Genomic DNA, 22,661 nt, shown 5'->3' on the forward strand with positions numbered 1-22,661 from the left:
CGGCAATGAGACCACAAGCAGACGACGGTTTCAACAATCTTTGGCGCCGAGCGCCTTACATGCCTTGGTAAACCCGGCCATCGCCGCCATTTTTGCTGGTCGAGACGGCCCCGGTCGGTGGGGCTCACATGCCCTGATAGACCGGGCCTTCGCCGCCTCGTGGCGGCACCCAGTTGATGTTCTGGTTGGGATCCTTGATGTCGCAGGTCTTGCAGTGCACGCAGTTCTGCGCGTTGATGACGAAGCGCACATCCTTGGCAGACGGATCGGCGGCGGCGTTGCCGTCCTTGTCGACCCATTCGTAAACACCGGCCGGGCAATAGCGGGTCGAAGGCCCGGCAAAGACATCATGCTCGGAACGCTTCTGCAACTCCATGTCGCCGACGATGAGATGCACCGGCTCGTTTTCCTCGTGATTGGTGTTGGACAGGAACACCGAGGACAGGCGGTCGAAGGTCAGCACGCCGTCCGCTTTGGGATAGGCGATCTTCTTGTGCTTGGCCGCGGGCTCAAGCGTGGCATAATCGGCCTTGCCATGTTTCAGCGTGCCGAAGGGCGAGAAGCCGAACAGCGTGTTCAGCCACATGTCGAGACCACCGAGGCCGACGCCGATAATGGTGCCGAAGCGCGACCAGAGCGGCTTGACGTTGCGGACCTTCTTCAAATCCTTGCCGATATCGGTCGCGCGCCAGGCGTCCTCATAAGACGACAGTTCGTCATTGGCGCGGCCGGAGCCGATCGCTTGCGCGACATGCTCGGCCGCCAGCATGCCGGACAGCACCGCATTGTGCGAACCCTTGATGCGCGGCACGTTGACGAAGCCCGCCGCACACCCCATCAGCGCGCCGCCGGGGAAGGAGAGTTTCGGCACCGACTGCCAGCCGCCTTCGGTAATGGCGCGCGCGCCATAGCCGATGCGCTTGGCGCCCTCGAAGGTGCGCGATATCGCCGGATGCGTCTTGAACCGTTGGAATTCCTCGAAGGGCGACAGCCAGGGGTTCTTGTAGTTGAGATGCAGGACGAAGCCGACCGCGACCTGGTTATCCTCGAGGTGGTAGAGGAAGGAGCCGCCGCCTGTCTTCAGGTCGAGCGGCCAGCCGAAGGAGTGCTGCACCAGGCCCGGCCGGTGGTTCTCGGGCTTGACCTGCCACAGCTCCTTGAGGCCGATGCCGTATTTGCCGGGCTCACGCCCGTCGGACAGTTTGTATTTTGCGATCAGCTGCTTGGACAGCGAACCGCGCGCGCCCTCGCCGATCAGCACGTATTTGCCCATCAGCGCCATGCCCGGCGCAAAGCCCGGGCCATGTGTGCCGTCTTTTTCGACGCCCATGTCGCCGGTGACGACGCCCGTGACGGCGCCGGCATCGTTGTAGACGAGGCTGACGGCAGCAAAGCCCGGATAGATTTCGACGCCTAGCGCTTCAGCCTTGGTTGCCAGCCAGCGGCAGACATTGCCGAGCGAGACGATGTAGTTGCCGTGATTGTTCATCAGCGGCGGCATCAGTATATTGGGCAGACGGAACGAGCCGGCGGGGCCGAGCACCAGGAAATCGTCGGCCGTAACCGGCGTCTTGAAGGGATGGCCATCTTCCTCGCGCCAGCCCGGCAACAGGCGGTCGATGCCTATTGGATCGACGACGGCGCCTGACAGAATGTGTGCACCAACCTCGCCGCCCTTTTCCAACACCACGACGGAAAGCTCGGGATTGACCTGCTTGAGACGGATCGCTGCGGCAAGGCCCGCCGGGCCGGCCCCGACGATGACCACGTCGAATTCCATGCTCTCGCGTTCGATCTCGCTCATCAACCCCTCCGCACTGGCCAACCGTTTCCGGCATTTTGCTGGCTCCTGCGCTGCATAGCGCATCAATCCGCGACAGGAAACCGGCGCTGACGTGACAATGCCGATTTCGACAAAAAGTCGCGGATGACAACTCTGCCGCAAGCGTTTTGCGCGCGGCCGCGCTCAGCGTCCCATATTTTAATTGTTCGACGGCTCTCTTATCGGCCATACTTATTTCCATGCGCACGCCGTCCGGCTATTCATTGACGCGCTTCCCCCTTCCGCCCGGCCGGACGTGCCGAGCGATCCTTCTCGCCCTTTCAATGCTTACGCCGGTTCGCGCTCAGGCCGAGCCGGTGAAGGTGTGGGCGACCGGCGCCTATTCCTTTTCCGACGAGCTTGGCGGTTTCCACATCACCGGCGCCTCGGGCACCGGCACCAAGGAAGATCCGTTGGTCATCTCCGAGGAGCTGAATTCGTCGACGCCGGTGACGCTCACCATCCGCACCACCAAACCGATCCAGCCGTTCAGCACCAACGGCGAATTCGCCAACGGCATCCTGTACATGCGTATCGAGGTGCTCAACAACAGCGGCCAGGCCTGGGTCGAATTCCAGTTCGAGCTGCAGGAGATACTCAACCAGCCGAGCGTGTTCGGCGACGGCCTGTCCTTCGACCAGCGCAACAAGACGCCCGACAACATCCTGTCGAGCGCGTACGCCGATTTCGACCGCGATTTCGAACCCTATGACCGGCTCTTGTTCAAGAGTGGACAGATCGACCCGCTGAAGAGGGGACGCTTCGAGTTTCTGATCACCGACTACACGCCGCGCTGGACGTTCTATCTGGTGCAGGATCCGCGGATACCGACGGGGTAAGCGGCAGACGCCGTGAAAATCGCCACGAAATGCCCTTCGTGATTGGCGAAAGCCGACGAGCGCGTAATCTCCCTCCTTAAGGGGGAGATTACTAACCGCCCAACCTTGCAAATCGTCTCTCGGCGGACGAATGTGCCCGGCATGACTGCCGCCTCCCCCAACAACCGATCCGACCTGGCCGAGTTGCTCGCCTTCTACGCCTCTGCCGGTGTCGACGAAGCGTTGGAGGACGCGCCGGTGAACCGGTTTGCCGGGGCAGCACCGAAGCGCCCCGAGCGCACAACGGCGCCTGCCGCGCCGCCTCGCGAAAACAAGTTTCCGGAACAAGCCGCCGCCAGCCCCGGGCTGGACGCAAGCCGGGTGCCGGACGCGCCGGCGCGTTCCGTTCCGGCCATGGCGACGGTGCCCGACGAGGCACAGGCGGCCCTGGCCCGGCAAATGGCGGCAAGTGCCTCGACGCTCGACGAACTGCGCCAGCACATGGCGTCGTTCGATGGCTGCAACCTCAAATTCACCGCCAAGAACCTGGTCTTTGCCGACGGCAATCCGGAAGGTTTGGTGATGTTGGTCGGCGAGGCGCCCGGCCGCGACGAGGATATTGAGGGCCTGCCCTTCGTCGGCCGCTCGGGCCGGCTGCTCGACCGCATGCTGGCTGCGATCGGGCTTGACCGGACTTCGGTCTATATCGCCAACGTCATTCCCTGGCGGCCACCCGGCAACCGCACGCCGACGCCGCACGAGACCGAAATCTGCCGTCCCTTCATCGAGCGGCAGATAGAGCTGGTCAATCCGAAGGTGCTGGTCAATCTCGGTGGCCCATCAGCCAAAACCTTGCTCAACACGACCGAGGGCATCCTGCGCCTGCGCGGCAATTGGCGCGTCCACACCACGGCTTCCGGTGTCGCCATTCCGGCGATGCCGACGCTGCATCCGGCCTATCTCTTGCGGACCCCTGCGCACAAGAAGCTGGCCTGGCGGGATTTTCTCGAGGTGAAGGCGAAGTTGCGGGAGGTGGGGTGAAGCGCGCCTCTTCCTTCCACCCTTGTGGGGGAAGGTGGATCGGCGCGCAGCGCCGAGACGGATGAGGGGTGTTCCAGCGGAGTGAGACGTTGGCGTTCCCTGGAACACCCCTCATCCGACCGAGCTTCGCTCGGCCACCTTCTCCCACAGGGGGAGAAGGGAGAACCGCGCCAATGACCTCCCAGGTAATTGAAATACGCCTCTCCCCGGCCTACTCATCCCCCATGACAACAGCCCAAACCTCCGCCGGCAGCCTGATCCGCGAATGGCGCACGCGCCGGCGCATGAGCCAGCTTGATCTCGCAATGGAGGCTGAGATTTCCCAGCGTCATCTCTCCTTCGTCGAAAGCGGCCGCACCGCGCCCTCGCGCGAGATGGTGCTGCATCTGGCCGAGCAGCTTGAGATTCCGCTGCGGCAGCGTAATCAGCTGTTGCTGGCTGCCGGCTTTGCCCCGAGCTTCAGCGAGCGGCCACTCACAGATACGACGCTGGCGCCGGCGCTTGCCGCGGTCGAGAGCGTGCTCAAAGGGCATGAGCCGTTCCCCGCCCTCGCCGTCGACCGGCACTGGAACCTGATTTCCGCCAATGCCGCCATCGGCCCGTTTCTGGCCGATGTTGCCGAGCCGTCGCTGCTCCAGCCGCCGGTCAATGTGCTGCGCCTCAGCCTGCACCCGAACGGCATCGCACCGCGCATCGTCAATCTCGCGGAATGGCGGGCGCATCTGCTGGAGCGGCTGAAACACCAGAACGATGCCGCCGGCGATCCCGTCCTGGTCGAGCTGGAGCGCGAATTGCGAACCTATCCGTCCGGGCTCAAGGGTGCGCGGCCGGTGCCGGTCGAGCCCAACGGCATCGTCCATCCGCTGCGGCTGGCGCATGGCGACCAGGTGCTGTCCTTCATCAGCACCATCACCGTCTTCGGCACGCCGCTTGACGTGACGCTGTCGGAACTGGCGATCGAGTCTTTCTTCCCGGCCGACGAGCAGACGCGAGCGGTGCTGGTGCGGCTGGCGAAGGAACGTGCGGAAGCCAGCTGAGCAACCCCGCGGACCTCCTCACCCCTGTGGTGGCGCTGCCTTGCGCGTTCGGGTGCGTTCCAGGCCGAGTTGGCGCTCGCGCCAGATGATGAACATGCCGGCGGCAACGACGATCACACCGCCGACGAGCGTGTTGATGGTGGCGATATCGCCAAAGGCGAAATAGCCGACGACGACGCCGAGGATCATCGAGGTGTATTCGAACGGCGCCACCACCGAAGCTTCGGCATGGCGGTACGCCGCCGTCATCAAAATCTGCGCCAGCCCGCCACAGAACCCTGCTGCGACCAGCAGACCGGCCTGCAGCGGCGTCAGCGCCTGCCAGCCGAAGGGCAGCGTAAGCAGCGCCATGACACTCGCCGTCGCCGAGAACCACAACACGATGGTCGCTGTTCGTTCAGTCTGGACAAGATTGCGCACGAGCAGGATGGCATTGGCGGAGATTGCTGCAGAAACAAGAGCAGCGATGACGCCCAGCACCTCCTGGTCGCCGAGCGCGACGCCCGACGTGAGCAGCGTCAGCTCCGGCCAGGAGATGATCAGCACGCCGACCAGACCGACCGCAACCGCGCTCCAGCGATAGACGCGAATGGCTTCGCCGAGGAATAGCGAGGAGAACACCACCACCAGCAAAGGCTGGGCATAGTTCAGCGTGATCGCCTCAGGCAGCGGCAGCCGGGTCAGCGCAAAGAAGCCGAGCCCCATGGCGCAAACGCCGACGACACCGCGCGCAATGTGGTTCAGCGGGCGTTTGGTGGCGAACGCCGTGCCCAGTTTTCTCGTGAAGGCCAGGAAGACGATGATCGGGAAGATGGCGAAGAAGGAGCGGAAGAAGACGATCTGGCCGGCCGGCAAAGTGCCGGCGGCCTTGATGCAGGTTTGCATGCCGACAAAGACCGCCACCGACATGACCTTGAGCATGATCCCGGTGAGAACATTAGAGCGCCGCGCGTCGTCTTCGACGCGCAAAGGACGCTCTGACACTTTGAATCTGCGCATCGTGCTTTCCAAAAATCGACATTGATTTTTGGGCCGATGCGCGCCGGGATGATCGGACAGTTTCCCGCCCGCTTCGTCTCCAGGCCCGGCTTTCACTGTTTTGTTGCTTCCCGGATCTCCGCTGAGATGCGCGTCGAACGACGCGGTACACAGGCGCCCATGCCGAACTTCGATGTGACGACGGTCATCAAGGCCTCACGATAATGGCGGAAGGGGAACGCCCCGAAATAGGCATTGGCGCAGTTTTGTCGAGTGACCGTTTCGTGTAAAGAGCGCGCAACTTTAGATTTAATGGGCCAGGACACGTCAGCGGCTCCGATAGCGACAGGGAAACCCAAGGGAATGCGAACCGATACCGGCCAGGTCTTCAAGCTCGAAGACTACCGCCCCAACGACTTTTCCATCCCGCAAACCGGCCTCACCTTCCGCCTTTCGCCAGACGCAACGCGTGTCACCGCAGTGCTGACGATCGAACGCCGCGATGGCGCCGCCGCCTCGACGTCGCTGGTGCTGGACGGCGACGGCCTGGTGCTCAAGCGCATTGCCATCGACGGTCGCGAGCTTGCCCCGGCCGAGTATCTCGCCACGCCGGACCAGCTGACCATTTTGAGGCCGCCGCCCCGTTTCCAGCTGCTGCTCGAGACCGAGATCGCGCCGGCCAGCAATGAGGCGCTGATGGGCCTCTACCGCTCCAGCAATGTCTATTGCACGCAATGCGAGGCCGAGGGCTTTCGCCGCATCACCTATTTCCTCGACCGCCCCGACATCCTGTCGGTCTATACCGTGCGTATCGAGGCGAGGCTGGACGAAGCGCCGCTGTTGCTTTCCAACGGCAATCCGGTCGAAAGCGGCGCGCTTGCCGACGGCTGGCACTTTGCAGTCTGGGACGACCCCTTCCCCAAGCCGTCCTATCTGTTTGCGCTCGTGGCCGGCAATCTCGGCAAGGTTGCGGAAAGTTTCGTCACAATGTCCGGGCGCGAGGTCGAACTCGGCATCTATGTCGAGCCAGGCAAGGAGGGGCTTGCCGGCTACGCCATGGACGCGCTGAAGCGCTCGATGCAATGGGACGAGCAGGCCTTCGGCCGCGAATACGACCTCGACGTCTTCAACATCGTCGCCGTTTCCGACTTCAACATGGGGGCCATGGAGAACAAGGGACTCAATATCTTCAACGACAAGTATGTGCTGGCCGACCGGGAAACCGCCACCGATGCCGATTTCGCCAATATCGAGGCGATCATCGCGCATGAGTATTTCCACAACTGGACCGGCAACAGGATCACCTGCCGCGACTGGTTCCAGCTCTGCCTTAAGGAAGGGCTGACGGTCTTTCGCGACCATGAATTCTCCGCCGACCAGCGCTCGCGCGCGGTCAAGCGCATCGCCGAAGTGCGCACGCTCAGGGCGCACCAGTTCCCCGAGGACCAGGGACCGCTGGCGCATCCGGTACGGCCGCGCCGCTACCGCGAGATCAACAATTTCTACACGGCGACGGTCTACGAAAAAGGCTCGGAAGTCGTGCGCATGATCCGCACGATTCTCGGGGCCGAGGCTTTCCGCGCCGGCATGGACCTCTATTTCGAGCGCCATGATGGCGAGGCCGCGACGATCGAGGACTTCCTGAAGGTGTTCGAGGACGCCTCCGGGCGCGACCTGTCTCAGTTCGCGCTCTGGTATCACCAGGCGGGCACCCCGAACCTGACCGTCAGTTCGACGCACAATCCGGCGACGCGCGAGTTTACCCTCGAGATCGAGCAGTCGGTGCCGCCGACACCGTCGGAGAGCCGCAAGCGCCTGATGCACATTCCGCTCGCCTTCGGCTTGGTCGGCGCCGGCGGCGAACCGGTCGCCTATGGCGCCGTCGAAGGCGCCACCGTCGAAGACGGTGTCATCCATATCCGCAAGCGCCGACATATGGTGCGCTTCTCAGGCGTCGCCGAGCGGCCGGCGGTGTCGCTCAATCGCGGCTTTTCGGCGCCGATCACACTTTCGGTCGAGCAGAAGGCCGACGACCAGTTCTTCCTCGCCGGCCATGACAGCGATGCCTTCGCGCGCTGGCAGGCGTTCAACACGCTGCTCACCGATGCGCTGATAGCGGCCTTCCGCCAGATCCTCGGCGGCGCGAAGCCGGCTTTCACCGCCAGGCTGACCGGACTTGCCGGCAAGATCGCCGGCGACGAGACCCTGGAACCTGCCTACCGGGCGCTGGCGCTGTCACTTCCGGGCGAGGCCGACATTGCCCGCGACATCGGCACGAACATCGATCCCGACGCCATCTTTGCCGCTCGCGAGGCGTTGGCGCTGGCAATCGCGCGCGCCAATCAGCAAACGTTCACCGACCTATACGGCCGCCTCGCCGGCGACGGGCCGTTCAGCCCCGACGCGGCAAGTGCGGGACGCCGCGCGCTGCGCAACATCCTGCTCGACTACCTCTCGCTGCTGCCGAAAGGTGCTGCGCTCGCCGCCCGGCATTTCGAAACCGCGACCAACATGACCGACCGCGCCGCAGCGCTGACCGTCCTTGCGCACCGCCATGACGGTTCGCCGGAGGCGATCAAGGCGCTGGCCGATTTCGAGGCGCGTTATGGCGCCGATCCGCTGGTCATGGACAAATGGTTCCAGATCCAGGCCAGCGTGCCGGGACGCCGGACAGTCGACACGGTACGCGAGCTGACTGGTCACGCAGCTTTCTCGATGGCCAATCCGAACCGGGTGCGCTCGCTGGTCGGCACATTCGCCAGCGCCAACCAGACCGGCTTCCACCGCGCCGATGGCGAAGGCTACCGGTTTTTTACCCAGACCGTACTCGAGGTTGAAAAACGCAATCCGCAAGTGGCGGCCAGGCTGGCGACAGCGCTGCGCTCGTGGCGCTCGCTGGAGCCGGGCAGGCAAGCCAAGGCCAGGGAAGCGCTGCTGGCCATCGCCGGTGCCGAGAACCTGTCGGCGGATTTGCGGGACATTGTGGAGCGAACGCTGGCCTGATCCCTCCCCCGAGGGGACGGTGGACAGCCGCCGAAGGCGGATGGACGGGTGGGGTCGTTGCGGCAGTGCGCGACCTCGACCAACTTCGACCGTGATTGAGAGAGTCGAGCGCTTCGCCGAGGACCCCACCCGGCCCTTCGGGCCACCCTCCCCTCAAGGGGAGGGATTTCAGCGTTATTTCAATCAATTTTTAATGTTTTTCGGCCGCGCCTCTGGACAAGGCGAATCACCTTTGATTCTTTACAGACGATTCGGATGTGCGGTGTTGCCGGATCGTCAAGCGTACGGAAATTCGGGGAGTGCCATTTATGGCCAAGGCGGACGCGTGGGGCGCGCCCGAAGGGACGGCTTTTGAGCGGCGCAAGGCGCGAGGCGACGGCCTCGCCGGCAATACGCGGCTCATCGCTGAACCAGCCTACCGGCGGCTCCTGGCTGCCGAACCCCTTCTGCGCCGTTCGATACCGGCTCTCATCATCATCTTCCTGATCGTCATCGCCGCACTGCGCGTGCTGTCGCTGATGAACGAGCGCGACGAGGCCGAGCGCGACGGCAAGGCGGTGCTAGGTCTCGCCGCCGGCCAGATGGCGAACGCAATCTCGGCCGACCCGACCGCGGCATCCAGCGGTGCAATTGATCTTCTGGAAAGCACGAGCCGCCAGGGCGCCATGGGCAGAAGCCATGTGCTTGTGATCACCGACAGCGCCTTCAAGATCATTGCCGTGTCGCCGCTGTCGACCGGCTGGCAAGGGCGATCGCTGGACAGCCTGGTGCTGGACGGCCAGCCGCTGTTCATGTTCGGCGACCGCGCCGGGGTCATGGATGTCAGCATCGGCGGCCAGGACTGGTACGCGGCGGTGAGCCTGACCCGGGACCGCAAGAACGCCGCCGCCGTGCTGGTGCCGCAGGAAGCGGTGTTCGACAACTGGCGCAAGACCGTCTCGCTCAACGTCACGCTGTTTGTGCTGACAGCCGGCGTGCTGATCATCATCCTCTACGCCTATTTCGGCCAGGCATCGCGCGCCCAGACAGCCGACCGCATCTATCTCGAAGCCCATCAGCGCATCGACATGGCGCTGGTTCGCGGTCGCTGCGGCCTGTGGGACTGGGACATGGTGCGCGGCAAGATGTACTGGTCGCGCTCGATGTACGACATGCTGGGCTACGAGCCCTGCAACTCGATGCTGTCGTTCGGCGAGGTCGACGACATCATCCACCCCGAGGACGGCGACCTGTTCGAGCTGGCCAACAAAATCGTCGAGCGCGAGATCGACCATATCGACCAGGTGTTCCGGATGCGTCACGCCGACGGCCAGTGGGTGTGGATGCGCGCCAGGGCCCAGGTGATCGACCCGGAAGCGCCTGAGATCCAGCTGATCGGCATTGCCGTCGACGTCACCGAGCAGCGGCATCTGGCGCTGCGCTCGGAGGCGGCCGACCTTCGCCTGCGGACCGCGATCGAAAACATCAACGAATCCTTCGTGCTGTGGGATGCCGCCCAGCGCCTGATCATGTGCAATTCCAAATACCAGAAGGACAACGGCCTGTCGGACCGCGACGTCATGCCGGGCGCTGCGCGCGCCGTGCTTGAAGAGCGCATGCTTGCCTTCGCCTCTGAACGGCGGCTGGCCAACACCAACGGGCCGCAAGGGGGCGCAACCTTCGAGCGGCAGCTCTCCGACGGCCGCTGGCTGCAGGTCAACGAACTGAGGACCCGGGACGGCGGCACGGTCTCCGTCGGCTCCGACATCACCCAGATCAAGCTGCACCAGGAAAAGCTGGTCGACAGCGAGCGCCGGCTGATGGCGACCATCCACGACCTCAGCCTCGCCCGCCGGGCCGAGGAAGAGCGCGCCAAGGAACTGGTCGAGCTCAACCGCGAATATATGAAGGAAACCGAGCGCGCCGAGGCCGCCAATCGGGCCAAATCCGAATTCCTAGCCAACATGTCGCACGAGCTGCGCACGCCGCTCAACGCCATCATCGGGTTCTCCGAACTGATGGAACAAGGCCTGTTCGGGCCGCTCGGTTCGCCGCGCTACGAGGAATATGCCAACGACATCAACGGCAGCGGCAAATATCTGCTCGGCGTCATCAACGACATACTCGATATGTCGAAGATCGAAGCCGGCCAATTCTCGGTGGACCGCGAGGAAATCGATCTCTGCCCGCTGATCCGCGAGACGGTGCGGGTGATCTCGCTGCAGGCGGCGGAGAAATCGATCACGGTCGAAACCCGCATCGCCGATACGATGACGCTGTTCGCCGACCGCCGGGCGATCAAGCAGATCGCCATCAATCTGCTGTCGAATGCGGTGAAGTTCACCGGCCAGGGCGGCCATATCTCGGTGCGCGCCCGCAACACGTCAGGCGCGCTGGTGCTGACCATCGAGGACAATGGCTGCGGCATTCCGAAGGAGGCACTGAGCAAGCTTGGCCGCCCCTTCGAACAGGTGCAGAACCAGTTTTCGAAGAACCACGCCGGTTCCGGCCTCGGCCTTGCCATCTCGCGCTCGCTGGCCGAGTTGCAAGGAGGAGCGCTGAAAATCCGCTCGACCGAAGGCGTCGGCACGATCGTGTCGGTGCGCATCCCGGTGAAGAAGGCGCAACCGGCGGTGAAGGCGGCGGCCTGACGGCCCGCCAATGCGAGCGGTGCTCTCCGCCGCGTTCAAGGACTGAGTAGCCGCGGTCATGTAAGGGCTCCGGCGGCTTTCGCCGCCGGAGACATATCGCCACTCACTCCATGCTGTCGTCGCCGCCGTCCCATTGGTGGTGGCGGCCCATGCGGCCGTTCTTCGGTAGTTCGTTGCGCTCGATCTTGCCGTCATTGTTGCGGTCGAGCATCGCGAACACCTTTTTCTCGCGCCCGGTGATGTCGTCCGTGGTCAGCGTGCCGTCGCCCTTGGTGTCGTAGCGGGCGACGATACGCTTTGCCATTTCCTCGAACCGCGCCTTTTCCAGCGCGTCGGCGAGCTGGGCAACGGTCAGCTTGCCGCCATTGTCGGCGACCAGCTTCTTCAGCCGCGCGTTCATGGCGTCGGAAAACTGGTCGAAGCTGATGGTGCCGTTGGAATCCTTCATCGCCTTGTCGAGGCGCATCATCGCGCCCTCGCGCATTCTGGCGCTGGCATTGTTCTCGGCATAGGCGGTGGTGCCAACGGCGCCGGCAAGCGCGACGAAGGCAAGGGCAAGTCCGGTTGTCTTTCTCATGGGTATTCTCCTGTTGCATCGTCACCCCCGATGCGATCCGAAACAGCCGCCAGCGCTTCACGCCCTCACAACCGTTTCGTACGAAGCAAAAGGTCGAAATCCTTTCTGGCCTTTCGCGACGTTTCCTTGAGATGTGCTTCCAGCACACCGAAATCCGGCAGGTCAGTCACCGCCAGAAGCAGATCCGACAATCCCGGCGGAACGTCATCGCGTTCGAATGCGCCGGTGAGGCAAAGCCGCGTCATCTGGGTTAGCGCCAGATAGAGTTGGTAGGCTTCGCAAAGCTGCTGCCTGACGTCAGCCACGGCGAAATCCGGCGACAGATGCGCCAGGATTTCGCCGGTCGCGGTCACCCTGCGGCCGGCGTCGACCTGGCCGGTGATGACGGCCACCTGCGCGATGAATTCGAGGTCGATGAGGCCGCCCGGGATCAGCTTGATGTCCCAGATGTCGCGCGGCGATTTTTCCTTCTCGATCAGCGCGCGCATCTCGGATGCCTCCGCCCTCACCTTGGCGGCGTCGCGCGGCAAGGCCAGAAGTGCCGCCACCTCGGCCTCGACCTCGGCGCAAAGGGCCGCGTCGCCGCCGATGGCGCGCCCCCGGGCCAGCGCCATGTGCTCCCAGGTCCAGGCCTCCTGGCGCTGGTATTTCTTGAAGGCGTCGATATGGGTCGCCACCGGCCCCTTGTTGCCGGATGGCCGCAAGCGCAGGTCGAGTTCGTAGAGAACGCCCTCGGCGGTCGGCGCCGAGACAGCCGCGATCAGCCGCTGCGTCATCCTGGTGTAGTAGTGCGACGGTGCGAGCGGCTTGTCGCCGTCGGACTCGTCGGCATCCGGGTCGTGATCGTAAAGCAGGATAAGGTCGACGTCCGAACCCGCCGTCAATTCGCGGCTGCCGAGCTTACCCATGCCGAGCAGCGAAACCGTGCCGCCGGCGATACCGCCGTGGCGCAGCGCGAATTCGGTGGTCACCGCCTGCAATGCGGCGTCGATGGTGAGGTCGGCGAGATCGGAAAAGGCGCGGCCGGCGCGCGCCGGGTCGATCGAGCCGGCGAGCAGCCTGACACCGATCAGGAATTTCTGCTCGGAGGCAAAGATGCGCAGCCGGTCAAGCACATCCTCGTAGGGCCTGTCGCCATCGATGAAAGCGGCCAACCGCGCTGAGAGATAGGCGCGGTTGGGCAGTTCGGTGAGCAGCGCCGGGTCGAGCAGACCGTCGAAGACATGCGGGCGCCTTGTGATGATTGCCGCCAGCCGAGGCGCGGCGCCCATGATCGTCGCCATAAGCTTCAGCAGAGCGGGATTCGACTGCAGCAGCGAAAACAGCTGGATGCCGGCGGGCAGGCCGGCGAGGAGTTCATCGAAGCGAACCAGCGCCTCGTCGGCCCGGCGCGTCTGGCCGAAGGCTTTGAGCAGCGCCGGCGTCAGTTCGGTCAGCCGCTCGCGCGCTTCCGCCGACTGGGTGGCGCGATAGCGGCCGAAATGCCAGCCCCGAATGACGCGGCAGATGTCGCTTGGCCGCTGGAAGCCAAGGCCATGCAAGGTCTGCAGCGTGTCGGGATCGTCGACATCGCCGGTGAAGACCAGATTGCCGACGCCGGCCGACAATTCAGGCGCAGTCTCGAACAGCGCGGCGTAATGGCGCTCGACCTCATGCAAAGCCGCGCGAAAGGTTTCGGCAAATCTGGCGGCATCGGCAAAGCCCAGCATATGGGCGATGCGTTCCAGCCCTTCATCATCGTCGGGCAGAATATGCGTCTGCTCGTCGGCGACCATCTGGATGGCGTGTTCCACGCCGCGCAGAAACCAATATTGCTGCGTGAGCGCGTCGCGTGCATCGGCGGTGATCCAGTTGCGCGCCGCCAGCGCACCCAGCATCGGCACCGTCTCGCGGCCGCGCAGCTCCGGAAAACGGCCGCCGGCGATCAGTTGCTGGGTCTGGACGAAGAACTCGATTTCGCGAATGCCGCCGCGGCCGAGCTTGACGTTGTGTCCTTTGACCGCGATCTCGCCATGACCCTTGTGGGCATGGATCTGGCGCTTGATCGAATGAACGTCGGCGATCGCCGCATAGTCCATGTATTTGCGCCAGACATAGGGCTGCAATTCCCGCAGGAACGCATCCCCGGCATCGAGATCGCCGGCCACGGGACGCGCCTTGATCATGGCGGCGCGCTCCCAGTTCTGGCCGCGCGCCTCATAGTAGCGAAGTGCTGCCTCGACCGGGATCGCCAGCGGCGTCGAGCCTGGATCGGGACGAAGCCTCAAATCGGTGCGGAAGACATAGCCGTGCCCGGTGCGGTCCTGCAGGATGCGGACCAGCCTGCGGGTCAGGCGCGCAAACAGCTCTGTGGCGTCGAGCGGATCGACGATTGCCGGCGCATCCGGATCGAAGAAGACGACGAGGTCGATGTCGGAGGAGAAATTCAGTTCATGCGCGCCAAGCTTGCCCATGCCGAGCACGATCCAGCCGGATTGCCGTGACGGATTTTCGGGATCGGGCAATTTGAGCTTGCCTTGGCTGTGCGCCTCGCGCAGCAGGAAGTCGACCGCCGCACAGGTGCAGGCATCGGCGAGATTGCTGAGGCGCCTTACCGTCAGCGCGGCATCGGCCTCGCCGGAGAGGTCTGCAAGTGCGATCAGAAAGTGAGCTTCACCCTTCCACTGCCTGAGTTCCATCATCAGGCTGGATTCGGAAACGGTCTCGGAAAAGGCGGCCTTGCCGATCGCTTCGGCGATGGTGAGCAGCCGAGCCTCGACACTGCCATCGAACAGCGCGTCGAGGATTTGCGGCCGGCGGCGCGCGACATCGCGGAGGAAAGGCGAGAGATCGAAGACGGCAGCGAGAAACTCCTGGGCCGCGCCCTTGCCCCCTAGGAATTTCGCCAGCCGCGGCAGGTTCTCGTCCTTGGCATCGCCAGCGATCTCCGACAGTTCACGCCGGGCGCGGGTCTCATCCAGCGGCGCGAGCTGCGCCGCCAGTTGCAGGCGCCATTCGGTCTCGATCCGTTTCGCAGCCATCCTCACCGCCATCAATGGTCCTCCCGCGCCGGGAAGCTCATGATAACGGACAATCCGGGATTGGCAGGCAGAAGTTCAAGCCGGCCATTGTGAAAAGTCATGATCGCCTTGGCGAGGCTGAGGCCAAGACCGGATCCCGGCTGCGAGCGGCTCTTTTCCAGCCGCACGAAGCGCTCGGTCGCCCTGGCGCGGTCGGCGTCATCAGGGATGCCATGGCCGTTGTCGGCAACAGAAAGGCGGATTTCGTGACCGACGCGCTGCAGGGCTACGCGCACAGCAGGCTTTTCCGTCGCATCGGTCGAGTATTTGATGGCGTTGTCGACGATGTTCGACAGCGCCTGGCCGATCAGCTCGCGGTTGCCATTGACGGAAAAATTCCCGTCCGCGGCAGTTTCGAGCACCACGCCAGCCTCCTCCGCCACCGGCTCATAAAGCTCGACAACGTCATGCACCGCGGCGGCGAGATCGACCTTGCTGGTGCTCTCCGAGGAATAGCCGGCCTCCAGCCTGGAGATCATCAGGATGGCGTTGAAGGTTTTTATCAGCTGGTCGGATTCGGCCATGGTGCCTTCCAGCGCCTGCCGGTAGTCGGTGGTCTTGTGCTTGCCCGAAAGTGTCGCCTCAGCGCGGTTGCGCAGTCTGGTCAGCGGCGTCTTCAAATCATGGGCGATGTTGTCGGAGACCTGCTTCAGCCCTTCGTTGAGCGTCGCTATCCTGGCCAGCATGGTGTTGAGGTTTTCCGACAGGCGGTCGAACTCATCGCCAGCGCCGGTCACCGGCAGCCGTCCCGTGAGATCGCCGCCCATGATGCGGCGGCTTGCCTCCGAGACGCTGTCGATGCGCTTCAGCGCGGCGCGGCCGACAAGGAACCAGATCAGCAGCCCGCCCAGGCCCATCATGCCCAGCGCCAGCATCAGGGCGCGGCGGACGACGGCGCGGAAGCGCTCGGGCTCGCCGAGATCGCGGCCGACCAGCATGATCATCTGGTTGGGCAGCCGCAGCACCAGCGCGATGGCGTTGTGGCCCTTCTCGCCCTCGGACTGAATTTCGGTCTCGCCGGGCTGCGCGCCGTTCGGGTCAGAAGCCTGGTTGCGCTGCCGTTCGAGCTCACCTTCGCCGAAACGGCGATAGGAGAAGGGTTCGGTCGTCCAGCCATCGGTCTCGAGCACCCCCGGCGCCAGGCTCTGCACGTTTCCGGTGAGGATCTGGCCGTTGACGTCGGCAATGAGATAGAGGTTGGCGCCGGGCTGGCGCGAGCGCTGCTCGACGACGCGCACCAGCCGCGGCAGGCCGCCGCTCTGATAGGCACGGGCGAGGCCGAGCACCTCGTCATTGATGGTCTGCTGGGTCTGGCCGGTCAGCATGCGGGCCGACAACGACGTCATGTAGAAGACCAGCAACACGGCACATAGCGCGAAAAGCAGGAAATAAAGCGCTGAAAGCCGCGCCGCCGTCGTCCTCATGATGGCCGGCAGGGAAAGGGCCATCGAGTTCTAGCTCATGATGAGATTTGGCTGAAATCTCATCATGACCTACCCCTTTGTTGGAGCATGATCTTCTCCAAAAACCGGTACCTACTTTTTGGGATCATGCTCTAGCCGCTCTTCAGCATATAGCCGGCGCCGCGAACCGTATGCAGGATCGGCTTGTCGAAACCCTTCTCGATCTTGCCACGCAGGCGCGAGACGTGAACGTCGATGACGTTGGTCTGCGGATCGAAATGATAGTCCCAGACATTTTCGAGCAGCATGGTGCGCGTCACCACCTGGCCGGCATGGCGCATCAGATATTCGAGCAGGCGGAATTCGCGCGGCTGCAGCGTGATCTCGCGCGCCGCGCGCTTGACCGAATGGGACAGCCGGTCAAGCTCGAGATCGCCGACCCGGTAGACGGTTTCGGCCTCCCTGGCGCTGGCGCGGCGGTTCAGCACCTCGACGCGGGCGAGCAATTCGGAAAAGGCATAGGGCTTGGTCAGATAGTCGTCCCCGCCGGCGCGCAGACCGGTGACGCGGTCATCGACTTCGCCCAGCGCCGACAGGATCAGCACCGGCGTGGTGTTGCCGCGCGAGCGCAGGCCGGCAATGACGGAGAGCCCGTCGCGGCGTGGCATCATGCGATCGACGACCATCACGTCATAGTCGCCGGCATCGGCCAGCGCAAAGCCGGTTTCGCCGTCGCCGGCGACATGGGCGGTGTGCCCAGCCTCGGCAAAGGCCTTCTGCATATAGTCGGCCGCCTCGCGATCGTCTTCTATGACGAGAATCTTCATAGAGCCGTTATACGCGATTTCGCCGGAAGATTGAGGGGCCGCCATGAGCGCAAAAGCTTTCGTTCAAGCATGTCGTTTTGCCAAAACCGCAGTGCACTTTTGGGCGACATGCTTCGCTGTTAGAGCGGCAGCGGGCGATGGGGGCCCGCTGCCGCCGGGGGCAGAACACGATGACTGACTAACGCGATCGGCCCCTTGCTTCCCGTGCGGCGGCTCGGGGGTGTTGAAACCGCCGCACTGGAAACTGTGTGATGTCAGCCTTTGGCGACTGGCAGCGCGACGAAGCGGTTTGAATCGTCGCGGGTGATCTGCATCAGCACCGCCTTGCGGCCGGACTTGACCGCATCGGCCATCGCCTTGGCGACGTCGTCGGTGCCGTTCACCTCCGTCGAGTTGACCGAGGTGATGACATCGCCGGGCTGGATGCCGCGGTCGGCGGCATCGCTGTCGGGATCGACATCGGTCACCACCAGGCCCTTGCCGTTTTCCGACTTGGTGACGGTGAGGCCGAGATCGGCCAGCGCGGCGGGCTTTGCCGGTGCCGCGGGCTGCTGCGGGTCGGCCGAGGCCTGCTTGTCAGTGGATGGCAACGTGCCGAGATCGACCTTGATGGTCTGGCTCTTGCCGTCGCGCCACACCGTGACGTCGACCGACTTGCCGGGTGGGTAGGCGCCGATCAGACGAGCCAGTTCCTTCGGCGATGCGACGTCCTTGCCTTCGACCTGGGTGATCACGTCACCGGCGGTGATGCCGGCCTTCTTGCCGGGGCCACCGTCCTGGGCGCCCGAAACCAGAGCCCCGTTCTGCGACTTCAGGCCCAGCGATTCGGCGATGTCCGATGTAACCGGCTGGATTTCGACGCCGAGCCAGCCACGCTGCACCGAGCCGCTCTTCATCAGATCCTGCACCACCTGCTTGGCGGTCGAGGCCGGAATGTCGAAGGCGATGCCGACGCTTCCGCCCGACGGCGAGAAGATCGCGGTGTTGATGCCGACGACCTGGCCGTTGAGGTTGAAGGTCGGGCCGCCCGAATTGCCGCGGTTGACCGAAGCGTCTATCTGGATGAAGTCATCATAGGGACCGGCGCCGATATCACGGCCACGGGCCGAGACGATGCCGGCGGTGACGGTGCCGCCGAGGCCGAACGGATTGCCGACGGCCACCACCCAGTCGCCGACGCGAACCTTGGAATCGTCGGCGAAATCGACATAGGTGAACTTGCCGACGCCATCGACCTTGAGCACCGCCAGATCGGTGCGCGGATCGGTGCCGATCAGCTTGGCGTCAAGCTCCTTGCCGTCATTCATCACCACTGTGAAGGCGGAGCCTTCCTCGACGACATGGTTGTTGGTAACGAGATAGCCGTCATCGGAGATGAAGAAGCCAGAACCCTGCGCCACCGGACGCGGCTGGTCGTTGTTATGGTCGCGGTGGCTGAAGCGACGATTGCCGCCGTCATGGCCGTTCTGATCACCAAAGCCGCGGAATTGCTTGAAGAACTGGCGCAGCTGCGGATTGTCGGGCAGGTTGTTCATGCCGTCCGGATCGTCGGACTGGTCGGAGCCGTCATCGGCGGCAGGCTCGATCTTGGCCTTGACCTTGACGCTGACCACGGCCGGCGAAACGCGCTCGACGACATCGGCAAAGCCCGGCACCTGGGGCGCTTCGACCCGCACGGCGTCGGCCAGAACGGGAGCTGTACCAGTGGCAACGGCGCCGAAACCGATGCCGCCGGCAATGGCCAGCGAAGCGGCGGCGGCCAACAGGCGCTTGCGGGTGCGGGAATATGGGTTGGGGGCGATAGTCATGGGTCTCATATCCTCTTTTCACTGGATGCGGCTCAGGCAGAGCATCCTCGGACAAGAGAAATAGAGAGGCGCACATTACGGCGCCATTTCCGGTGCATGAAAGTTTTGTAATGTTGGGCGGTCGCACAAATCGCTTGGTTGCGCTCGCCTGCTGCCCTATGGTGTACACAACTCAGCACAAGGCTTTCACAATGACAGCAAGCACCACCATGACCATTCGAGTCTCGTCCGAGACCAAGCTGAAGCTGGAGCAGATCGCTACCAATACCAGGCGTAGTAAATCGTTCCTCGCCGCCGAGGCGGTCTCAGCCTATGTCGATCGCGAGCTGGATATCATCGAAGGCATAAAACGTGGCATGGCCGACGCAGAGGCTGGCCGTGTCGTGCCCCACGACGACGCCATGGCGGAGCTCGACGCGGTGATCGAAGCAGCGAAAGCCAGGCGCGCAGGCAAGGCGTGAAGCGGTTCGTCACCTGGTCGCGAGAAGCGCTGGACGATGTCACGCAGCAAGTTGCCTTTGTCGCTCAGGACAATCCTGCCGCCGCCCGACGCCTCGCGGACCGTATCCGTGAAATGGGCCGGGGCCTTGGTGATATGGCGACGGGCCGACCTGGCCGGGTAACAGGCACTTATGAGAAGCCCATCGGCCGCCTGCCCTACATCATTGCCTATGAATTGCGCCTGATCGCCGGCCGTCAGAGCATTGTTATCCTGCGCGCCATCCACACGTCGCGGGACTGGCCTTTGGAGGAATGGCCGAGCTAGTCGCTCAGCATCTTGTCCAGCGCCGCCTGTTCCTCGGCGCTCAGCGCCTTGGTTGCCAACGAGCGGCGGGAGCGTGTGGTCAGCACAATGAAAATGCCGCCGACTAGAAGCAGAAGCACCGGCGTGCCCCAAAGCAAGGCGTTGCGCGGGCTGAAGCGCGGCTTCAACAGCACGAACTCGCCGTAGCGCGACACGATATAGTCCATCACCTGCTGGTCGGTATCGCCGGCAACCAGGCGCTGGCGCACCAGGATGCGCAGGTCGCGGGCGAGGTCTGCATCGGATTCGTCGATGGACTGGTTCTGGCAGACCATGCAGCGCAGGCCTTCCGACAGTAGCCGCGCCCTCGCCTCGAGCGCCGGATCGGTGAGAACCTCGTCCGGTTTCACCGCTTGCGCCGCGCCGGCAAACAGCAGCGCCAGAAGCAGGGTGAGCGAGGCCAACGAGAACCTGGTGCTCACGGCGCGCCTGCCGACGGCATGGAGGCTGCCTGCTTGCGGCGGCGCGAGGGTGCGCCAACCCGCAGGCGACGGTCGAGCAGCGACATTGCGGCTCCCGCCATCATCACCAGAGCTCCGCCCCAGATCAGCGTCACCAGCGGCTTCCACCACAGGCGCACCACGACCGACCCATCGGTGCCCTCATCGCCCAGCGACAGATAGAGTTGGCTGAAGCCGATCGTCTCGATCCCAGATTCGGTCGTCGTCGTCTGCCGCACCGGAAAGAAGCGCTTGGCCGAGGTGATCTCGGCTGAAACGCCGCCACCGGCGCCGATCACGGAAAAGCGGCCGCGCTGCTCGCTGTAATTCGGACCCTGCGCCGGGAAGAGGCCGTCGAAACGCAGCGTGTGGCCGGAGAGTTCGACGCTCTCGCCGGCATGCATCGACAGTATCCTTTCGGTGCCGAAGCACAGCGTGCCGACAATGCCGAGCGTCGTCAGCCCGAGGCCGAGATGGGCAAGTGCAGTGCCGAACACCGAACGCGGCAGGCCGGCGAAACGGCGCAGCATGATGGCGGGCGACACATTGCCAAAGCCGGACTTGACGGCGAGGTCGGTGAGCGCGCCGCAGACCAGCCAGCAGGCGAGGCCGACACCAAGGGCGGCGAACACCGACGCGCCGTCGATGAACAGCCCCGTGACCAGCATCGCCAGGAGAGCGGCGCCGAAAGCCGCCATCAGGCGCTGAGCGACGGCATAGAGGTCGCCGCGCTTCCAGGCTAGCAGCGGCCCGAACGGAACCACGACCAGCAGCGGCACCATCAGCGGGCCGAATGTCAGGTTGAAGAAGGGGGCGCCGACCGAGATCTTGCCGGCCGAAAGCGCCTCGACCGCGAGCGGATAGAGCGTGCCGACCAGCACGGTGGCGGTGGCCGTGGTCAGGAACAGATTGTTGAGGACAAGCGCGCCTTCGCGCGAGATCGGGTGGAACAGGCCGCCGGCCGTCAGCCGCGAGGCGCGCAGCGCAAACAGGGCCAGCGAGCCGCCGATGAACAGCGTCAAAATGCACAGGATGAAGATGCCGCGGGTCGGATCGGTGGCGAAAGCATGCACCGAGGTCAGCACGCCGGAGCGCACCAGGAAGGTGCCGAGCAGCGACAGCGAGAAGGTGAGGATGGCAAGCAGCAGCGTCCAGATCTTGAGCGCCGAACGCTTCTCCATGACGATCGCCGAATGCAGAAGAGCCGTGCCGGCCAGCCACGGCATAAAGGAGGCGTTTTCGACCGGATCCCAGAACCAGAAGCCGCCCCAGCCGAGCTCGTAATAGGCCCAGTAGGAGCCCATCGCGATGCCGCCGGTGAGGAACATCCAGGCGACCAGCGTCCACGGCCGCACCCAGCGCGCCCAGGAGGCATCGATGCGGCCTTCGATGAGGGCGGCGACCGAGAAGGAAAAGCAGATAGAGAACCCGACATAGCCGAGATAGAGCAGCGGCGGATGGATGGCGAGGCCAAGATCCTGCAGGACCGGGTTGAGATCGCGGCCCTCGATCGGCGCCGGATTGAGCCGGGTGAACGGATTGGATGTCGCCAGGATGAACAGGAAGAAGGTGGCGCCGATAGCCCCCTGCACGGCCAGCACATTGGCGCGCAGCGTCGCCGGAAGGTTGGAGCCGAAGACAGCGACCAGCGCACCGAAGAAGGTCAGGATCAGCACCCAGAGCAGCATCGAGCCTTCGTGATTGCCCCAGGTTCCGGTGATCTTGTAGATCAGCGGCTGCAGCGAATGCGAGTTTTCCCACACGCTCGCCACCGAGAAATCGGAACTTGCATAGGCGCCGGCGAGTGCTGCGAACGATAGCGCCGTGAGCGCGAAGCCTGTGACCGTGACGGGACCGCCGACAGCCATCAGCCTCTGGTTGCCGGTACGGGCGCCGATCAGCGGCACCAGCGTCTGCACCAGCGACAGCACAAAGGCGAGGACGAGCGCGAAGTGTCCGGTCTCAACCATTACTGGCTCTTGCTCTCTTGCCACACGCCCTTGGCCTTCAGCCCGTCAGCGACTTCCTTGGGCATGTAGCGCTCGTCATGCTTGGCCAGCACGCTGTCGGCGACGAAAACGCCGTCGGCGCCAAAGCTGCCTTCGGTGATGACGCCCTGCTCCTCGCGGAACAGATCGGGCAGGATGCCGGTATAGCTGACCTTGACCGATTTGTGCGCGTCGGTGACCGAGAACGCAACCGTCGCGCCCTGCCCGCGCACGACTGTGCCCTTTTCGACGAGGCCGCCGAGCCTGATGCGCTGTCCCGGCTGCAAGCTGGCGGTGGTCAGATCGGCGGGCATATAGAAATAGGAGGCCTTCTGGCCCAACGCATAGAAGGTCAGCCCGGTGGCGGCGCCGAGGAAGGCAAGACCTCCGACAATCACCGACAATCGCTTCTGCTTGCGCGTCAT

18 protein-coding genes are annotated in these 22,661 nt (G+C 64.1%); 7 read left to right on the forward strand and 11 right to left on the reverse strand.

Features of this window, described 5'->3' with window-relative positions; genetic code table 11:
* Positions 1-124 precede the first annotated feature (124 nt).
* Positions 125-1,804, reverse strand: coding sequence for an electron transfer flavoprotein-ubiquinone oxidoreductase (locus ACYG9Y_RS17645; RefSeq protein ID WP_023698595.1), 1,680 nt, complete (start codon positions 1,802-1,804; stop codon positions 125-127).
* Between the two features lie 302 nt (positions 1,805-2,106).
* Here ACYG9Y_RS17645 and ACYG9Y_RS17650 point away from each other — a divergent pair, with 302 nt between their 5' ends.
* The 3 genes from ACYG9Y_RS17650 (at position 2,107) to ACYG9Y_RS17660 (ending at position 4,718) form a co-directional block, all read left to right on the forward strand.
* Positions 2,107-2,661, forward strand: coding sequence for a hypothetical protein (locus ACYG9Y_RS17650; protein WP_023698594.1), 555 nt, complete (start codon positions 2,107-2,109; stop codon positions 2,659-2,661).
* Positions 2,662-2,802: 141 nt separating this feature from the next.
* Positions 2,803-3,681: a uracil-DNA glycosylase gene (locus tag ACYG9Y_RS17655; RefSeq protein WP_023684518.1), complete on the forward strand. Its 879-nt coding sequence runs from the start codon at positions 2,803-2,805 to the stop codon at positions 3,679-3,681.
* A gap of 224 nt (positions 3,682-3,905) precedes the next feature.
* Complete coding sequence (locus tag ACYG9Y_RS17660) at positions 3,906-4,718, forward strand: helix-turn-helix domain-containing protein (RefSeq protein ID WP_023698592.1); 813 nt, start codon at positions 3,906-3,908, stop codon at positions 4,716-4,718.
* Between the two features lie 18 nt (positions 4,719-4,736).
* Here ACYG9Y_RS17660 and ACYG9Y_RS17665 read toward each other — a convergent pair whose 3' ends face one another.
* Together ACYG9Y_RS17665 and ACYG9Y_RS17670 are read right to left on the reverse strand one after the other, a co-directional pair.
* Positions 4,737-5,639 carry a DMT family transporter gene (locus tag ACYG9Y_RS17665; protein ID WP_023698591.1) on the reverse strand — a complete coding sequence of 301 codons (903 nt, stop codon included), beginning with the start codon at positions 5,637-5,639 and terminating at the stop codon, positions 4,737-4,739.
* A 170-nt stretch (positions 5,640-5,809) separates the two neighbouring features.
* On the reverse strand, positions 5,810-6,022 hold the full coding sequence (locus ACYG9Y_RS17670) for a hypothetical protein (protein ID WP_155922471.1): 213 nt from the start codon (positions 6,020-6,022) through the stop codon (positions 5,810-5,812).
* A gap of 37 nt (positions 6,023-6,059) precedes the next feature.
* Between ACYG9Y_RS17670 and pepN the strand changes: the two genes are divergently transcribed.
* Entirely contained in the window at positions 6,060-8,699 is a 2,640-nt protein-coding gene (pepN, locus tag ACYG9Y_RS17675; protein ID WP_023738554.1) for an aminopeptidase N, read from the forward strand.
* A 308-nt stretch (positions 8,700-9,007) separates the two neighbouring features.
* Complete coding sequence (locus ACYG9Y_RS17680; protein WP_023670189.1) at positions 9,008-11,329, forward strand: PAS domain-containing sensor histidine kinase; 2,322 nt, start codon at positions 9,008-9,010, stop codon at positions 11,327-11,329.
* 103 nt (positions 11,330-11,432) lie between these two features.
* Here ACYG9Y_RS17680 and ACYG9Y_RS17685 read toward each other — a convergent pair whose 3' ends face one another.
* The 5 genes from ACYG9Y_RS17685 to ACYG9Y_RS17705 form a co-directional block, all read right to left on the reverse strand.
* Entirely contained in the window at positions 11,433-11,906 is a 474-nt protein-coding gene (locus ACYG9Y_RS17685) for an EF-hand domain-containing protein (protein ID WP_023705425.1), read from the reverse strand.
* Between the two features lie 65 nt (positions 11,907-11,971).
* On the reverse strand, positions 11,972-14,926 hold the full coding sequence (locus tag ACYG9Y_RS17690) for a bifunctional [glutamine synthetase] adenylyltransferase/[glutamine synthetase]-adenylyl-L-tyrosine phosphorylase (protein ID WP_023738553.1): 2,955 nt from the start codon (positions 14,924-14,926) through the stop codon (positions 11,972-11,974).
* A gap of 11 nt (positions 14,927-14,937) precedes the next feature.
* The gene (locus ACYG9Y_RS17695; protein ID WP_023709807.1) at positions 14,938-16,413 is read right to left on the reverse strand and encodes a sensor histidine kinase; all 1,476 of its coding nucleotides are present in this window, start codon (positions 16,411-16,413) and stop codon (positions 14,938-14,940) included.
* A 107-nt stretch (positions 16,414-16,520) separates the two neighbouring features.
* A complete protein-coding gene (locus ACYG9Y_RS17700; protein ID WP_023670185.1) occupies positions 16,521-17,195 on the reverse strand; it encodes a response regulator transcription factor in 675 nt (224 codons plus the stop codon).
* Between the two features lie 254 nt (positions 17,196-17,449).
* Positions 17,450-19,003, reverse strand: a complete 1,554-nt coding sequence (locus ACYG9Y_RS17705; RefSeq protein ID WP_023702184.1) for a Do family serine endopeptidase — start codon at positions 19,001-19,003, stop codon at positions 17,450-17,452.
* A gap of 191 nt (positions 19,004-19,194) precedes the next feature.
* Between ACYG9Y_RS17705 and ACYG9Y_RS17710 the strand changes: the two genes are divergently transcribed.
* Complete coding sequence (locus tag ACYG9Y_RS17710; protein WP_023738552.1) at positions 19,195-19,464, forward strand: CopG family ribbon-helix-helix protein; 270 nt, start codon at positions 19,195-19,197, stop codon at positions 19,462-19,464.
* Positions 19,461-19,769: a type II toxin-antitoxin system RelE/ParE family toxin gene (locus ACYG9Y_RS17715; protein WP_023738551.1), complete on the forward strand. Its 309-nt coding sequence runs from the start codon at positions 19,461-19,463 to the stop codon at positions 19,767-19,769. Before ACYG9Y_RS17710 ends, ACYG9Y_RS17715 begins: the two co-directional genes overlap by 4 nt.
* Here the strand turns inward: ACYG9Y_RS17715 and ACYG9Y_RS17720 are convergent.
* The 3 genes from ACYG9Y_RS17720 to ccmE are packed head-to-tail and all read right to left on the reverse strand — an operon-like array spanning position 19,766 to position 22,661.
* Positions 19,766-20,230: a cytochrome c-type biogenesis protein gene (locus ACYG9Y_RS17720; protein ID WP_023670181.1), complete on the reverse strand. Its 465-nt coding sequence runs from the start codon at positions 20,228-20,230 to the stop codon at positions 19,766-19,768. The genes ACYG9Y_RS17715 and ACYG9Y_RS17720 overlap by 4 nt on opposite strands.
* Positions 20,227-22,218, reverse strand: a complete 1,992-nt coding sequence (locus tag ACYG9Y_RS17725; RefSeq protein WP_023738550.1) for a heme lyase CcmF/NrfE family subunit — start codon at positions 22,216-22,218, stop codon at positions 20,227-20,229. Before ACYG9Y_RS17725 ends, ACYG9Y_RS17720 begins: the two co-directional genes overlap by 4 nt.
* Positions 22,218-22,661, reverse strand: coding sequence for a cytochrome c maturation protein CcmE (gene ccmE / locus ACYG9Y_RS17730; protein ID WP_023705431.1), 444 nt, complete (start codon positions 22,659-22,661; stop codon positions 22,218-22,220). Before ccmE ends, ACYG9Y_RS17725 begins: the two co-directional genes overlap by 1 nt.

The sequence above is a fragment of the Mesorhizobium sp. W050 genome (genome assembly GCF_054719535.1).